Origin of the sequence: Marinobacterium sedimentorum, from assembly GCF_024267675.1 — a bacterium.
Taxonomy (GTDB): domain Bacteria; phylum Pseudomonadota; class Gammaproteobacteria; order Pseudomonadales; family Balneatricaceae; genus Marinobacterium_A; species Marinobacterium_A sedimentorum.
This window is the reverse complement of sequence record NZ_JALDYX010000002.1, coordinates 264458-280261: the sequence shown is the minus strand read 5'-3', so window position 1 is coordinate 280261 and position 15804 is coordinate 264458. Positions and strand designations below refer to the sequence as shown.

The 15804-nt window shown below is 60.2% G+C and carries 10 protein-coding genes; 4 read left to right on the top strand and 6 right to left on the bottom strand.

Features of this window, described 5'->3' with window-relative positions; all coding sequences use genetic code 11:
* The first annotated feature begins 93 nt into the window (after positions 1-93).
* Both MRS74_RS03635 and MRS74_RS03630 read left to right on the top strand, forming a co-directional pair.
* Positions 94-1716, top strand: coding sequence for a 5-guanidino-2-oxopentanoate decarboxylase (locus MRS74_RS03635; RefSeq protein ID WP_254578911.1), 1623 nt, complete (start codon positions 94-96; stop codon positions 1714-1716).
* 18 nt (positions 1717-1734) lie between these two features.
* Positions 1735-3183 carry an aldehyde dehydrogenase family protein gene (locus MRS74_RS03630; protein WP_254578910.1) on the top strand — a complete coding sequence of 483 codons (1449 nt, stop codon included), beginning with the start codon at positions 1735-1737 and terminating at the stop codon, positions 3181-3183.
* A 400-nt stretch (positions 3184-3583) separates the two neighbouring features.
* On the opposite strand, the gene MRS74_RS03625 is transcribed toward MRS74_RS03630, so the two are convergent.
* Positions 3584-7030 (bottom strand): adenylate/guanylate cyclase domain-containing protein, encoded by a 3447-nt coding sequence (locus MRS74_RS03625; RefSeq protein WP_254578909.1) that lies wholly within the window; start codon positions 7028-7030, stop codon positions 3584-3586.
* 370 nt (positions 7031-7400) lie between these two features.
* Here MRS74_RS03625 and MRS74_RS03620 point away from each other — a divergent pair, with 370 nt between their 5' ends.
* On the top strand, positions 7401-8582 hold the full coding sequence (locus MRS74_RS03620; protein WP_254578908.1) for an acetyl-CoA C-acyltransferase family protein: 1182 nt from the start codon (positions 7401-7403) through the stop codon (positions 8580-8582).
* Between the two features lie 141 nt (positions 8583-8723).
* Here MRS74_RS03620 and MRS74_RS03615 read toward each other — a convergent pair whose 3' ends face one another.
* From MRS74_RS03615 to MRS74_RS03595, 5 genes are all read right to left on the bottom strand, one after another.
* Positions 8724-9917 carry a benzoate/H(+) symporter BenE family transporter gene (locus MRS74_RS03615; RefSeq protein ID WP_254578907.1) on the bottom strand — a complete coding sequence of 398 codons (1194 nt, stop codon included), beginning with the start codon at positions 9915-9917 and terminating at the stop codon, positions 8724-8726.
* A 241-nt stretch (positions 9918-10158) separates the two neighbouring features.
* Positions 10159-10938 carry a benzoate diol dehydrogenase BenD gene (gene benD, locus MRS74_RS03610; RefSeq protein WP_254578906.1) on the bottom strand — a complete coding sequence of 260 codons (780 nt, stop codon included), beginning with the start codon at positions 10936-10938 and terminating at the stop codon, positions 10159-10161.
* 5 nt (positions 10939-10943) lie between these two features.
* Positions 10944-11960, bottom strand: a complete 1017-nt coding sequence (benC, locus tag MRS74_RS03605; protein WP_256557763.1) for a benzoate 1,2-dioxygenase electron transfer component BenC — start codon at positions 11958-11960, stop codon at positions 10944-10946.
* Between the two features lie 19 nt (positions 11961-11979).
* Positions 11980-12471: a benzoate 1,2-dioxygenase small subunit gene (benB, locus tag MRS74_RS03600; RefSeq protein WP_254578905.1), complete on the bottom strand. Its 492-nt coding sequence runs from the start codon at positions 12469-12471 to the stop codon at positions 11980-11982.
* Positions 12468-13847, bottom strand: coding sequence for a Rieske 2Fe-2S domain-containing protein (locus MRS74_RS03595; RefSeq protein ID WP_254578904.1), 1380 nt, complete (start codon positions 13845-13847; stop codon positions 12468-12470). The genes benB and MRS74_RS03595 overlap by 4 nt, the downstream gene beginning before the upstream one ends.
* A gap of 693 nt (positions 13848-14540) precedes the next feature.
* Here MRS74_RS03595 and MRS74_RS03590 point away from each other — a divergent pair.
* Complete coding sequence (locus MRS74_RS03590) at positions 14541-15725, top strand: ABC transporter substrate-binding protein (protein ID WP_254578903.1); 1185 nt, start codon at positions 14541-14543, stop codon at positions 15723-15725.
* The last annotated feature ends 79 nt before the right edge of the window (positions 15726-15804 follow it).

Here is a 15804-nt window from a genome sequence, read left to right as displayed (position 1 = left end):
CCAGCGCCAGCGGGTAACGGCGGCACTGGCCGATACGGCCCCTATTCCAAATGTTTAACTGAACTCGCACTGACAGGTTCTCAGGAGAGCACGATGATCACCTGTGGAGAAGTACTGGTACAACTGCTGCAAGCCTATGGCATAGACAGGGTCTTTGGCATACCTGGCGTCCATACCGTTGAGCTTTACCGTGGTCTGCCGGCCACGCAGATTCGCCATATCACCCCGCGCCACGAACAGGGCGCGGGCTTTATGGCCGATGGCCACGCCCGAGTCACCGGCCAGCCCGGGGTCTGCTTTATCATTACAGGCCCCGGCATGACCAATATCGCCACCGCCATGGCACAGGCCTACGCCGACTCCATCCCGATGCTGGTCATCTCCAGCGTTAACCCCCGCGCCCAGCTTGGCCTGGGCAACGGTCGCCTGCACGAACTGCCATCCCAGCAGAATCTCATCGCAGGAATCAGCGCATTCAGCCACACACTGATGCGCCCGGATGAGCTGCCCGCGGTGCTGGCCCGGGCCTTTGCCCTGTTCAGCAGTGCCCGACCGCGCCCGGTACATATTGAAATTCCGCTGGATGTCATCACGGCGCCCGCCGACCATATCAGCCGCGCGCTCGCGCCAAGGCCCAGCCGGCCGGCAGCGGCACCCCAGGCGATCCAGCAGGCCGCAGCCATGCTGCGCGAAGCCCAAAACCCGGTGGTGCTGCTCGGCGGCGGTTGCGCCGATGCGGCGAATGATGCCCGCAAACTGGTCGAACTGCTTGATGCCCCCACCCTGCTGACAATCAATGCCAAGGGCGTGCTACCCGCCGGGCATGCGCTGTCACTGGGTTCGAACCAGTCGCTGGAACCGGCACGCACCCTGGTGCGCGAAGCCGATGTGGTACTGGCCATTGGAACCGAGCTTGGCGAGACCGATTACGACGTGGTGTTTGACGGCGGCTTTCAAATCCCCGGCACACTGATACGTATCGATATCGATAGCGAGCAGCTGAGCCGCAACTTCACTGCGGAACTGGCAATCCTCGGCGATGCAGGGCTTGCCATGCAGGCGCTGCGCCAGCAGCTTGAGCAGGAGAGCTTGCGCGCACCCGGCACTGGCGCACAGCGCTGCCTGGCAGTGCGGGCCGAGCTGGACGAGAGCTGGACACAACCGATGCGCGCCCAGCAACAGGTGCTCGAGCTGATACAGCAGAACCTGCCGGGTGTGGTGATCGTGGGCGACTCGACCCAGCCGGTGTATTCCGGCAATCATCTGTACGAGGCCGAGTCACCCCGCAGCTGGTTCAACTCGTCCACCGGCTACGGCACTCTGGGCTATGGCCTTCCGGCGGCGATCGGCGCCAAGCTGGCCCTGCCCGAACGCCCCGTTGTCGCCCTGATCGGCGATGGCGGCATCCAGTTTACCCTGCCGGAGCTGGCCTCTGCAGTTGAAGCCGGCGCCCCCATCATAGTGCTGCTGTGGAACAACAGCGGCTACGGTGAGATCAAGCGCTATATGCAGGAGCGCGAAATCCCGAGCATTGGTGTCGATATCTATACGCCGGACTTCCTGACCATTGCGCGGGGCTTTGGCTGTCACGGGGTTGCGCCTGAGAGCTTTGACGCGCTGCGCCAACAGCTGCTGGTCGCCGCCGATGCCAGGCGTCCGACCCTTATCGAAGTGCGTGAAGACGCCGACTTTATCGCAGGCTTCACTGCGGCCTGACCCTGGGGATACGAATTCATGTACGACACCTTATTTATCAACGGTGACTGGGTCGCCGCCAGCTCCGGCAAAACCCTGGCGGTGATTAATCCCGCCACCGAAGCGGTCATCGCCGAGGTTGCCGCGGGCAGCCCGGCTGATATAGACAGCGCCGTTAGCGCGGCGAAAGCGGCATTCACGCACTGGAGCAAAACCAGCGGTGCCCAGCGCGGTGCTTACCTGCGGGCTATCGCCCGGCGCATAGAGGCCGGCGCCGAAGAACTGGCGGCACTGTCATCCGGCAACAACGGCAAACCCCTGAGCGAGGCCCGCATCGATATAGACGATGCCATTGCCACCTGGGATTACTATGCGGGCCTGGCCGAACAGCTCGATGCGCGCCAGAACGCCGAGGTGCCGCTGGCCATGCCGGGCTATAGATCTTCCAGCCGGCTGGAGCCTGCGGGGGTTGTGGGCCTGATCGTGCCCTGGAACTTCCCCTTCGTCACCACCGCCTGGAAGGTGGCGCCGGCACTGGCCGCCGGCTGTACCCTGGTACTGAAACCATCGGAAATCACCCCCCTGGTCGAGCTGCAGCTGGGCGCTATTGCACAGAGCGTCGGCCTGCCCGCAGGCGTAATCAACATCGTCTGCGGCAGCGGTAGCGACGTCGGCAGCGCCCTGACCGCACATCCGGATATCGCCAAGATTTCCTTTACCGGCAGCAACCGGGTTGGCGAAATCGTCATGCAGAGCCTGGCGAAGCAGGTCAAGGGCCTGAGCCTGGAACTCGGCGGCAAGTCACCGATGCTGGTCATGGATGATGCCGACCTTGACCAAGCCACGGACTGGATCCTCGGCGGTATTTTCTACAATGCCGGCCAGATGTGTTCCGCCACCTCGCGCCTGCTGGTGCACGAAAGCATCGCGCCGCAGCTGCTGCAACGCCTCAAGGCCGCGACCGAAGCGCTGAAACTCGGCGATGCCTTCGAAGAAGGCGTACAGATGGGACCGCTGACGAGCAAGGCCCAGTTCGACACCGTGATGGGCTATATCGAACGCGGCCAGGCCGAGGGCCTGACACTGCTGACCGGCGGCCGGCGTGCAGAAGGCTTCGAGCGGGGCTACTTCATCGAGCCGACCATCTTTGTTGATGTGCCCACCGACTCAGCCCTGTGGCGTGAAGAGATCTTCGGCCCGGTGCTCTGCGTGCGTACCTTCAGCAGCGAGGCCCAGGCCATAACGCTTGCCAACGACTCCGACTTCGGCCTTGCCGCCGGCATCATCAGCCAGGATAACGCCAAAGCGCAGCGGATCGCCGAACAGCTGCAGGCCGGGCATATCTGGATCAACAGCTTGCAGCTGGTCTGCCCCGAAACCTCCTGGGGCGGCTTCAAGCGCAGCGGCATCGGCCGTGAACTGGGTCCCTGGGGTCTTGCCGCCTACCTCGAGGTAAAACATATCACCCAGCCCCTGGCAGAGCTCTGAGTCCGCTTAAAAAAGACTCTTTGCGGATTTAGCTGGAAAACACGATGAAGTCGTAGGATGGGTAAAACCGCCACGGTGGTGGCCTTGCCGTATACCAACCTAAGGAAATGGGATGGAGGGGGAGTCCATCCCATTTCCCTAGACTGAGGCGGTGCAACCCATCGTGGATGGCTCGGGACTTGGTTCCAGTAGTGCAGATGCGCCCACGCATAGCTGCATCGGATATCGGTGTAGCCTTGCCTGGGCGTCGAATATCGCCCTCGCCAACGATGGGTTAGGGTGCGTACTGGGCTTCGAGCAATGCCAAGGTTTGTGCAATGCGCGCCTAACCCATCCTACGGCTTTCCGCTAAAGCGCGAAGAACCTCAAAAAAGCAGCGCGCAAGCTCGCTGGAACCGAATCACTCTGTCTCAGGCAACCCCGAGCCACCCCCAAGGCTGTCGAGCAGAATATGGGCAGCCCGCAGATCCGCAGTTTCAAAGCCTTCTGAGAATCGGCTGTAAATCGGCGCCAGGCACTGCCGGGCAGCGTCGGCCTTGCCCTGCGCCTGCCACAGGCGGGCAAGCTCTGTCACCGCGCGCAACTCCAGCGCAAGCGCCCCCTGCTCCCGGGCAATGCTAATGGCCTGTTCGAAGCAGCGTTCGGCCTCACTCTGGGAAGCCGTGTTCAGATTGGAGTCGCGCGCAATATGCCCGCGCAGTCGATGCAGCTCGGCGACGTAAAAGCCCTCACCATTAGAGGTACAGAGTGCCAGGACTTCGCTGACCACCGCCTGCGCCTCATCGAACCGCCCTGCCCTGAGCAGGGCTTCAGCCAGGCGCGACATCAGGTAGCTGCACCCGAGTTCTGCCCCATTGGCACGATAGGCGCCAAGACCTGCGCGCATTTTCTCAATACCGCGGTCGGCATCGCCCTGCTCGGCCATTACCCAGCCGAGCAGCACGCCGCCCTGGGCCTGCCAGTACGGAAATCCCTGTTCGATCGAGAGCGCCACTGCGGCCTCGGCCCGTTCGCGCACCCGTTCGACCTCTCCGCGCAGCTGATACAGCTCGGCGGCATAGCCCAGGGCAAAGGCCAGACTAAAGGGGTGATTAACTTTTTCTGCCAGCGAGAGCATCTTTTCACAGCGACGCATGGCGGTATCCGGCTGACCGCAAAACCACAGCACCCAGGCCATGAAATTGTGTCCCAGCACACCGGGGTCCATGCCGTAATCGAACGCATGATGCCGGTGTCGCTGCGGGTTATAGCCCTGGCATACCGCCTCGAGGTGACGCCTGGCGGCAGCGAAATCGCCCATAAAAAAGCAGGTGGGCCCTATGGCCGCATGGGCCTCCAGCAGCAGATCCGGATCTGCGCTGCTCTGGGCCTGACTCAGCAACAGCAGGCCAACTTCCTGGGCACGGCCAAACTCTGCCCGCAGATTGTAGAAACGCCGCAAGCCCACCAGCACCGAGAACAGTTGCGGCGCTTCGCCCAGACGGCGGGCCAGCGTCAGTGCCCGACTATAGGTGCCTTCAACCTCGGGCGCGGCATAGCCAAGGCTGGCCATGTAGATAGGGCCCAGCACTATCTGCAGCGCCAGTTCGCAGTGGTCACGCTGGGGCGATTCGGGCAGAGACTGCAACAATTCCAGCGCCTGGCCCAGATGGGTCATGGCTTCATGATTGGCCGAGCGCTGTGCCGCCTGGTAGCCAGCGCGCTGCAGGTACTCCACCGCCTTGGCGGTGTTGTCGCTATGGCCATAGTGCCAGGCGAGCTCACTGCAGTGTTGCTCCAGCACATCCTGAAACAGGATCTCCATGGCCTGGGCCGTACGCTCATGTAACTGGCGGCGGCGTTGCAGCAGCAGGGTGCCGTAGGCCACCTGCTGCGTCAGGCCGTGCTTGAAGCTGTACTCAATCTCCGGGAATCCCGGATGCTGGTAGATAAACTCACCCGCCTGTAACCGGGCAAGCCCGCGCCGCAGAACGTCGTCCGGCTGCTCAACCACACGCTGTATCAGGCTCCAGGGGAAATCCTTGCCCATCACCGCCAGGGTTTGCAGCAGGGTTTTCTCCGTGGCCAACAGCCGATCAATACGGGCACACAGAACCCCCTGAACCGTGGTGGGAATATGCAGATTGTCCGGTGTCTGATCGAGCCGATAGTGCCCGGCACTGCCACTGAGCAGCTGCTCTTCCACCAGCGTCTGCACCACCTCTTCGATAAAGAACGGATTCCCCCCGGTTTGCGCCAGAATGCGGGGCTTGAGTGCGCCCAACGATGCATCGAGCCCCAGCAGAGCGTCCAGCAGTTCCTCTGTTTCCTGCTGCCCCAGAGGCTGCAGCATTAGCTGGGCGTAATTGCTGCTTTGCGCCCAGTCGTGGCGGTATTCGGGGCGATAGTTAACCAGCAGTAAAATACGCGCAGACGCGATGCCGGCGCGAAAATACTCCAGAAATGCCTCGGTTTCCTGGTCCAGCCATTGCAGATCCTCGAATACCAGCAGCAGTGGCTGGTTAACGCTTTCGCGCAGCAGCACCCGGCGCAACGCATCGAAGGTTCGGGCGCGCCGCAGTGCAGAATCCATCTGTGCCAGGGGCGAGTTCGATTCGGCCAGCCCCAGAAGATAAAACAGATAGGGCAGGCAGTCTTCCAGGGCGCGATCCAGCGTCAGTATTCTGCCGGTCATCATCTCGCGCCGGCGGCGCTCATCATCCTGCGGACTCAATTGCAGGTAGTTGCGCAGCAGCTCGATCAGCGGCCGGTACGCAAACGCCTTGCCGTGGGACACGGAAAAGGTTTCCAGCAACAGGCAACTGTCCTTAGACCCAAGGGTGAATTCGTAGAACAGCCGCGACTTGCCGACACCCGGCTCGCCAACCACGCCGACAACCTGCCCGAGCCCGGCACAAGCCTGATCGTACGAATACTGCAGCTGCGCCAGCTCCGGCCTGCGACCTACAAAGGGCACCAGCCCGCGCTCGGCAGATACCTGCAGGCGGGTTCGCAGGGGGCCGAGTCCCAGCACCTCAAATGCCGCCTGGGGTTCGGACATGCCCTTGACCGGTGTCACCCCCAGTGGCCTGAAGGCCAGATAGCCGTCGGTCAGCCGGTAGGTGGACTCACTGACAACGATCGACCCCGGAACCGCGATACCCTCCATGCGCGAGGCAATGTGGATGGTCTGTCCCACCGGGTCATAGTCCGTCTGCAGACTGTCGGTACGAATGGCCCGCACCACCACCTCACCGGTATGAATGCCGACGCGAATCTGCAGTGGTATAGCCTGATCCAGGCGCAGCCGGTCGGCATAGAGGCGCATGGCGTCCTGCATTCGAAGCGCCGCATAGAGCGCCCGCTGCGGGTGATCCTCATGGGCAATCGGCGCCCCGAACAGCGCCAGGATGCCATCTCCCAGGGATTTGGCGACATAGCCTTCGTAGTGGTGCACCGCATCCATCATCAGCGCCAGTACCGGGTCTATCAGCTGACGCACCTCTTCGGGATCCAGACCCTGAATCAGGGCAGTGGAGCCAGCCATGTCGGCAAAGAGCACGCTGATGGTCTTGCGCTCGCCGTTCGCCGCGGCACGGGCCTGCAGGGCGGCCTGTTCGGCAAGTATACGTTCGGTGAGGTGGGCCGGCGTGTAGCCAATCGGGGCCGATACCCGGGAAGTGCCTGTCACACCTTTGCGCGAAGGCTGGCCTTCTGCGTGGAGCGCGGCGCCACATTCGCTGCAGAATTTCGCCGTTTCCATAACACTGCTGCCACAGGCCGGGCACACCGGATCGAGCACTGCGGCACACTGGCCACAGACCTTGGAACCCGGCGGATTTTCAAAGGCGCACTGGCTACAAAACATAAGACCCCGGACTCCCGCTTGCGCCGCATCACACGGCAAAAACCTGTGCAGAAACCGGGTCTGTCGTTCCCTGATAACGCGATGCATCTGCTCTTTGGCTACTTGCTCAGCGCCCGTCAATCGATAACAAACCGGCGCTCTAACCTCTCCCCCTTAGAGCATAGCTTTATTTTCCCGCACCCCGGCCAGATGGCCCAGCCGAGTATATCAGTGGTAAGTCCGACAATCTGCTAGACCAATTCACGCTTGATTTACGCTGCCCAAACGCTTGTAATCAATGTCCCCCTCCGGTTACCGATGAACCTTTGCACTGGGCGAGACACGTCCAAAAGAAGACCCGGGCCGGCATCCACATCTGGAGAAAAGAACAATGAGTCATGATGTTGTTGTACTCAGCGCTACCCGTTCCGGCATCGGCACCTTTGGTGGCGGCCTGAGCCAGATAGAGCCTGCGGAACTGGCCGGCCAGGTGATGAAGGCGGCGGTAGAGCGCTCTAAAGTGGACCCGCAGCAGATCAACTATGTGACCGCCGGTCACTGTATTCCCACCGATTCGCGTTTCGCCTATGTGGCGCGCGTGGCCTCGATCCAGGCCGGTCTGCCGATGGAATCCGTCGCCATGGCGGTCAACCGCCTGTGCAGTTCTGGCCTGCAGGCCATCGTATCCACCTCCCAGTCGATCATGCTCGGCGACTGTGAATACGGCGTCGGCGGCGGCGTTGAGGTGATGTCCCGCGCCGGTTACCTGTCCCCGGCGATGCGCTCCGGCGCGCGCATGGGCGATACCACCATGATCGACATGATGGTAGCGACCCTCAACGATCCCTTCGGCGTCGGTCATATGGGTATTACCGCCGAGAACCTGGCGGAAAAATGGAACTTCAGCCGTGAAGACCAGGATGCCGTGGCCGTGGAATCCCACCGCCGTGCAGCCCTTGCCATCGAGGAAGGCCGCTTCAAATCCCAGATCGTGCCGGTGACGCTGAAAAGCCGCAAGGGCGATATCACCTTCGATACCGACGAGCACGTCAAAGCCGGCACCACTATGGAAACCCTGGCCAAGATGCGCCCGGCGTTCAAGAAGGACGGCACCGTTACCGCCGGCAACGCCTCAGGCCTCAACGATGGCGCCGCCTTCATGGTGCTGGCCAATGCCGACACCGCCGCCAAGGCCGGCCAGACACCCCTGGCTCGCCTGGTGTCCTACGCCGTGGCCGGCGTACCGAACCACATCATGGGTGAAGGCCCGATTCCGGCGTCCCGTCTGGCGCTGAAGAAGGCCGGCCTGAACCTCAACCAGATGGACGTAATCGAGTCCAACGAAGCCTTCGCCGCCCAGGCCCTGGCCGTGGCCAAGGGGCTGGAACTGGACCCTGCCAAAACCAACCCCAACGGCGGCGCCATTGCCATGGGTCACCCCATCGGCTGCTCCGGCGCTTTTATCGCAACCAAGGCGATTTATGAGCTTCACCGCACCAATGGCAAGTATGCCCTGGTGACCATGTGCATCGGCGGTGGTCAGGGTATCGCGGTGATCTTCGAACGGCTCTGATCCATCAAAAGAGTCTAAGCACGCCTTAATGATAAAGCGCTGACAGTTGTAGCAGACGATACAGAAAAAGGGCCATCAGCGAACTGATGGCCCTTTTTTCGTGCCCCGCCAAGGTGCCAGGTCTTTGCCGCCTGCCTGGCCCTATTCCCGGGCCAGCGCGCCGATCAGGGCGGCGCCCCGGTTCATCACGCCATAGGCCACAGAGCCCAGCACCACACCCCAGAAGGCCGCGCCTATGCCGAACACCGTGACCCCCGAGGCGGTGGTCATGAAGGTGATCAGCGTGGCATCAAGCTGCCCCCTGTCCTGCATTGCCGTGCTCAGGCTGGCGCTGATCGCCCCGAGCAGCGCCAGGCCCGCGAGGATCGCAATCATCTGGGCCGGAAAGATCGAGAAAAACAGCACGATGGAGCCGGCGAAGCAGCCGCCGATCAGATAGAAGACACCATTGGCGATACCGGCCACATAGCGCTTGGCGGGGTCCGGATGGGCATCGGGGCCGGTGCACAGGGATGCAGTAATGGCAGCAACCACTGTGGTAATGCCGCCAAAAAATGCCATGGGGATGGACACCAGGCTGGAAGCACTAATGATCGGACGCGTCGAGACCTGATAGCCCGAGGTTTTAAGTACCGCGAAACCCGGCAGGAACTGCCCGGTAAGGCTGACGATCACCAGCGGCAGCGCGAGGCTCAGGGTGGCATGCCAGGTCCAGACCGGGGCAATGAACTGCGGGCTCGCAAGGCTCCATTCCAGCCGGCTGAGATCGGCATCCAGCGCGACCAGCGACAGCAGTACACCGACACCGAACAGCAGCACCAGAAAATAGCTGCGGCTGAACTGCTTGAGCACCAGGTAGGCCAGCACCATGGCAATGGCCACCAGCGGAATGGATTCCAGTGCACGGAAGGCGCCGAGGCCGAAATCAAACAGTATGCCGGCCATCATGGCCGCCGCCACGCTGCGCGGAATCAGGCTGATGACGCGGTCAAACAGACCCGTTATGCCGATGACAAAAATGATCAGCGCCGCCGTGATATAGGCACCCACGGCCTCATTGATCGACAGCTGCGCAAACAGCGATACCAGCAGCGCCGTGCCCGGCGCCGACCAGGCGGTGACAATCGGCACCCGCAGCCAGAGGCTGAGTCCGATACCGGAAATGGCGGCACCGATGGAAATGGCCCAGACCCAGGACGTCATCATCTCGGGGGATATGTCGGCGCTTTGGGCGGCCTGGAAAAAGATCGCCAAAGGCCCCGAATAGGACACCAGCACGGCCACAAGACCGGCGACGACCGCCGGCACAGAAAGGTCTCGCAGAAGTCTCGACATAAGTATGAATCCGTTGTTGTTATCCGGGCAGGCTCTGCTTAAGAAAAAAAGACCCCGCACGCTTAAGCGCCGGGGCCATCGCCACTCTTGCGCATCCATGCGCCCGCGGCATACCGTACATCCTTGTACATACACAGTCAGACTGGCTGCCTAATAACTGAAACTTGTATCAAGGCGCCAAATCTCAGGTTGCTCGTCGCGAAACTCTTATGTCGCGTCGGACACTGAGTAGCGGCGCACCTTAACCCAGGTCTCCCCCTGCTACCGGGACAATGGTGCCGGTGATGAAACTGGCGGCGTCGGATGCCAAAAACAGGATTGGCTCCGCCTGCTCGTCCAAAGTGCCGTAGCGGTGCATCAGGCTGTTTTCCTTGGTCTGGTCAACCAACTGCTGATACCACCCCTTTTCCTGCTCGCTTTGCGCCTGTGTATTGCGTGGCGTCAGCCGCGGAGGCGCTTCGGTACCGCCAGGAGCTGTGGCATTCACCCTGATGTTGTGTGGCGCATACTCGTACGCCATGTTCACGGTCATGGCGTTCACGCCGCCCTTGGCCGCACCATAAGGCACTCGCATCAAGCCGCGCGTGGCTACGGAGGATACGTTTACAATCACCCCGCCCTTTTGCTCCAGCATGTAGGGCAATACAGCACGGCAGCACCAGAGCGTGGTAAACAGCGAGCGCTGGATTTCCTTTTCGATCTGCTCCGGCGTGTACTGGTCGAACGGCTGTGCCCAGATGGTGCCGCCAACATTGTTGATCAGAATGTCGATACGGCCAAAGTGCTTGTGGGCCTCGTCCATAATGGCTTGCGCCCCGGCCCAGGTTTCAAGGTTGGCCTGAACCGCTACGGCGTCGGCACCCTGCTCACGCAGCTGTGCCGCAACGCTCTGTATATGATCCGTGATATCGACCAGCAACAGCCTGGCACCTTCTGCGGCCGCCAGTTCTGCCACACGCTTGCCGATACCCTGCGCGGCCCCGGTAATCACCATTACCTTTTGAGTAAAACGGGCTTTCATGCGGCTTACTCCCCGGGTGCGCTGGCGGTGAATTTCTCATAGTGAAAGGAATTCGGTTTAATGCCCTGTTCCCGGAAATAATGCAGCACGGCATCCACCATTGGAGGCGGGCCACAGAGGTACACATCAACATCACCGTCGTTAATCGGTGCCTCATCCATATGATTGGTGACATAGCCCTTGTGTGGATGCCCACTCTCAGCACTGGCCACTACGGTGCGAACGCTGAAGTTGTCCATCTCTTGGGCAAACTTCTCAAGTTCGGCCACATACACCAGATCTTCGTCGTTGGTCACACCGTAAATCAGGTGCGTGGGCTGACTGGTAAGATTCTGGGCCTTCATATACTCGAGCTTGGCCAGGAAGGGTGCCAGCCCGGTACCACCGGCCAGCATCAGAATGGGGCGCTCGATCGGGCGCAGGTAAAACACGCCCATAGGGCCTGTCAGACTGACCTTGTCGCCGGGCTTGGCCGTATCCACCAGCCAGGAGCTCATCAAGCCGCCTGGCACATTGCGGATCAGGAAGCTGAGGTCCCGGCTACCGGTCAGGGAACTGAACGAATAGGCTCGAACTTCTTTAGTGCCCGGCACCTGGATATTCACGTACTGGCCCGGCAGGAAGGCAATATCACTATCGGCGGTGATTTTCAGTTCGATGGAGGTCGCTGAAATCAGCTTGACCTCCGCTACCGTGCCGGTCACTTGCGCCTTACCGGTCTTGCACATGGTGGACGCCACGGGCACGTCCACCACGCAATCGCTGGAGGGCACCATCTGGCAGGTCAGGACCATGCCCTGTTCGGCTTCTTCCTCTGACAGCGCTTCGTCAAGGTACTCATCACCCAGGTCGAACTTGCCTTGATGGCAGCTACCTTTACAGGTACCACAAACGCCATCGGAGCAGTCCATGGGTAGATTTATCTGCGCACGGTAGGCGGCATCAAGAACTGTTTCACCTTCCTTGCAGGTCACAAAACGGGTAACGCCGTCTTCAAAATTCAGGGCAATGTTATAACTCATGATGATGCTCTCCCATCAATTACAGGTGGTAAATGTCAAGCACCTGATTGATGCAATCGTTGCTCAGAACCAGCTTCTTCTCGCGGATCAGCGGCTGCGCACCAGTGATATCCAGGGTGCAGTAAGAGGTTCCGAAAAACTCAGCCATTGTTTTGTAGCGGTAGGCCTTGGTCAGCCAGTTAAACCGCAGCTTCACTTCCTTGTCATCCTGGGACAGAATCTCCAGGTTGCTGGTGAAGTGGGTGGTGCGTGGCTGTGGCAAGGTGCTGGCGCCAGAACGCTCGGTCTTGATCCGGTATACCCGGTCTTCCAGGCCCTTTTTATTGGGATAGTAGATGAGCGAGATCTCGGTTTGCGGATCTTCAGTCAGCTCATCCTCGTCATCCCAGGCGGGCATCCAGTAGCTCACGTCCTCGTGATAGCAGGCCAGCCAGTTGTCCCACTCCCGGTCGTCCAGAAAGCGGGCCTCGCGAATAATGAACTGCTCAATGTCGTGGTAGCTCTGGCTCATGCGGAGGTCTCCTCTGAAGTCACGGGAATTAAACGGGCACGTTCGGCATCTATGGCACGGATCATCTCAACCTGCCAGTGCTGGTGATGGTTCACGTACAGGCCTTCATCGTCCGGCCGGGAACCACTCATGATGGGCTTCAGGTCGATCTGTTTGGCGTGTTCGTCCGCGCCGTCAATCCAGTGCTGGTTGGCACCACGACTCATGTCGTTCCAGCGCATGCCGCCTGCTTCGTAACCGTTCTGGCAGGCCCGGAACTCTTCCAGGTCATCCGGGGTGCCCATGCCTGTCACGTTGAAGAAGTCTTCATATTGACGAATACGCTTGGCACGCAGTTCTGCCGGCTCGTTTTTCGGAGCAAAGGCGTAGATGGTCACTTCTGTCTTGTTGACAGCGATCGGGCGCGTCACCCGGATCTGTGTGGAGAATTGATCCATCAGATAGACGTTCGGGTACACTAAAAGGTTTTTGGTGGTGCCAACAATGGAATCGGCACGCGCCTCGCCAAAAGTCTTTTTCAGACGATCCAGCTGGGTGAAGATCGGACGTACTTGCGGGTTTAGCAGACGGGTCCACAGCATCATGTGGCCGTTTTCAAAGGAATAGAAGCCGCCATCGGCAGACCAGCTCTTGGCGTCTACCGCCTCGGTGCCACCCTTGTCGTAGTCCCGCTGCCCCATGGTGGACAGATAATTCCAGTGCACCGTGCCCACGTGATAGCCGTCAGCGCCGTTTTCAGCGGTCAGTTTCCAGTTGCCTTCGTAGGTGTAGGTCGAGCTGCCGCGCAGAACTTCCAGACCGTCTTCCGACTGATCCACAATGTTGTCGATGATCTTGGTTGTTTCACCCAGGTACTCTTCCAGTGGCGCCACATCGTCATTGAGACTGCCGAACAGGAAACCCCTGTAATTGACGAACTTCGGCAGCTGCTTCAGGTCATGTGAACCTTCGGTATTAAACTGTTCCGGATAGCCGCCCGTCTTCTGGTCTTTGGCTTTGAGCAGTTTGCCATCGTTACGGAATGTCCAGCCGTGGAACGGACAGGTGAAGGAGGCCTTGTTGCCACGTTTTTTGCGGCACAATGTGGCGCCACGGTGGGAGCAGGTGTTCAGCAGCGCCTTGAGTTCGCCATCTTTGGCGCGGGTGATAACCACCGGCTGGCGACCCACGGTGATGGTGTAGTAATCACCCGGATTCGGAATCTGATTTTCGTGCGCCAGATACACCCAGTTGCCTTCGAAGATGTACTTCATTTCCAGATCGAACAGTTCCTGATCCGTGAAAATGCCGCGATCGCACTGATAGCGACCGGTTTCTGGGTCGGCGACAACGGCGTTGCGCACCTTGTCTGCGAGCTTGTCGAGTTTGGTCGTCATATCGTTCACTCCCTCTTGTTTTAGATAGCACTTACGCAGCGTCTTTTTTGCAGGGCGCACTGACCTGCGTGGTAATCATCTGGGCGGCTTAACGGCCTTGGGCAGTTTGATACGACGGCGCAGGCTGAATTCCCTACCGCCACATGTATCCCTCGCCAATGACAAGGCTGGCACCTGGCTAACAGTTCCTGTGTAGCAGTCATCCCACGAATGGATGATGCCAACAGCTGAGAATGCATGGGGTGCCCTCCTCATTTGCATCCAGCTTACGGCGGGAGCCCTGCCGGCCACTATCCAGTTTGTGACAGCCTTTATCCCTTTCCTGCATGGCGTGAAATTCAGGTAAAAGTGGTGAGGTGAAAGGATCAAGGTGAAAAATGATTGGTGATTCGCCCGATCGCCGGGTCTTGTGGCCTGCATGACAACAGAGACAGTCTGCAGCCTGGAGCCGGGCGGTGCCTGCGGCTATGCGGCATCAGGTCTAATCAAATAACGCCCCATACGCCGATCCAGAAATCGCTGCGAGGCGCTTCTGCGAGGCTGAACCGGACAGCCTCCTAGAGAATAAGCGCCCACTATCCAGCCTTGCATTTAACGGATAGAAGGGTGCAGGCAATGGCTATTTCCCAGACAGAGCTCGATCTAATAATGGGTCTCCCGCCATAAATCGAATACTCAAGGGAGTCTTCCGCCATGCAGAACAACAAGAACAGACTGCGCCACCTCGTCACGGCCTGTGCAACCGCCGGCCTGCTCGGCGCTACTGCCACTACTGCCGTGAACGCCGCAGAGCCGGTGAAGGTGGGCGTCATGCTGCCATTCAGCGGTGTCTATGCCGCCCTTGGCAATGCCGGGCGCAATGGCTTGAAACTGGCACTGCAGCAGAACGCTGCCCAGCTGCACGGCCGCGAAATTGAATTTCTGGAACTGGATACCGAAGCCAAGCCTGAGCGTGCGCCGGAGCTGGCATCGTCCCTGCTGGACAAGGACAAGGCGGACTTTATTATCGGGCCCGTACATTCCGGTGTTGCCATGGGCATGTCCAAGGTACTGCGCAACACCGATGCGATCATGATCATCCCCAACGCCGGCGCCGCCGCCGCGACCGGGCCGCTCTGTGCGCCCAACGTCTTTCGCACCTCCTTCTCGTCCTGGCAGCCGTCCTACCCCATGGGCAAGGTCGCGCTTGATGCCGGCTACAAGAAAGTCGTCACCATGAGCTGGAACTACGGCATGGGCAAGGAAAGCCTCGAGGCCTTTGAGGAGTCCTTCACCGCCGGCGGTGGCGAGATCGTCAAGCAGATTCTGGTGCCCTTTCCCAAAACCGAGTTTCAGCCCTACATCACCGATATCGCAGCGACCGCACCCGATGCGGTCTTTGTCTTCTTTGCCGGCGGTGGCGCGGTGAAGTTCGTCAAGGACTACGATGCCCTGGGTCTCAAGGGCAAGATTCCCCTGCTCGGCTCCGGCTTTTTGACCGAAGGCACCCTTGACGCCCAGGGCGATGCCGCCGAAGGCATTCTCACCACCCTGCACTACGCCGACAACCTCGACAATCCCACCAACCAGAAATTCCGCCAGCAGTACCAGGACGCCTTCGGCAAGCCGGCCGATATCTATGCGGTACAGGGTTACGATGCCGGCCAGCTGATCGCCCAGGCGATAGACAAGCTCGGCGGCGATATCAGTGACCGCAAGGCGCTGATTCAGGCGATGGAGTCCAGCACCATTGACAGCCCCCGCGGCCTGTTCACCTTCTCCAAGGCACATAACCCGGTGCAGGATATCTATCTGCGCAAGGTTGAGCACGGCGAAAACCAGGTGATGAGCATTGCCGCTGCAGCCCTCGAAGACCCGGCGCGCGGCTGCAAGCTGTAGTCCTTTTCCTGTAGCCCTTTTCGACCAAGCACCCTTCCTGCAATCGACCTGAGCGAGCCCGCATCCTGCGGTTCGTACG

Bases quoted from the DNA above. Each gene is read 5' to 3' on its own strand.
- MRS74_RS03635 (WP_254578911.1), top strand. From the start codon at position 94: ATGATCACCTGTGGAGAAGTACTGGTACAACTGCTGCAAGCCTATGGC.
- MRS74_RS03630 (WP_254578910.1), top strand. From the start codon at position 1,735: ATGTACGACACCTTATTTATCAACGGTGACTGGGTCGCCGCCAGCTCC.
- MRS74_RS03625 (WP_254578909.1), bottom strand. From the start codon at position 7,030: ATGTTTTGTAGCCAGTGCGCCTTTGAAAATCCGCCGGGTTCCAAGGTC.
- MRS74_RS03620 (WP_254578908.1), top strand. From the start codon at position 7,401: ATGAGTCATGATGTTGTTGTACTCAGCGCTACCCGTTCCGGCATCGGC.
- MRS74_RS03615 (WP_254578907.1), bottom strand. From the start codon at position 9,917: ATGTCGAGACTTCTGCGAGACCTTTCTGTGCCGGCGGTCGTCGCCGGT.
- benD (WP_254578906.1), bottom strand. From the start codon at position 10,938: ATGAAAGCCCGTTTTACTCAAAAGGTAATGGTGATTACCGGGGCCGCG.
- benC (WP_256557763.1), bottom strand. From the start codon at position 11,960: ATGAGTTATAACATTGCCCTGAATTTTGAAGACGGCGTTACCCGTTTT.
- benB (WP_254578905.1), bottom strand. From the start codon at position 12,471: ATGAGCCAGAGCTACCACGACATTGAGCAGTTCATTATTCGCGAGGCC.
- MRS74_RS03595 (WP_254578904.1), bottom strand. From the start codon at position 13,847: ATGACGACCAAACTCGACAAGCTCGCAGACAAGGTGCGCAACGCCGTT.
- MRS74_RS03590 (WP_254578903.1), top strand. From the start codon at position 14,541: ATGCAGAACAACAAGAACAGACTGCGCCACCTCGTCACGGCCTGTGCA.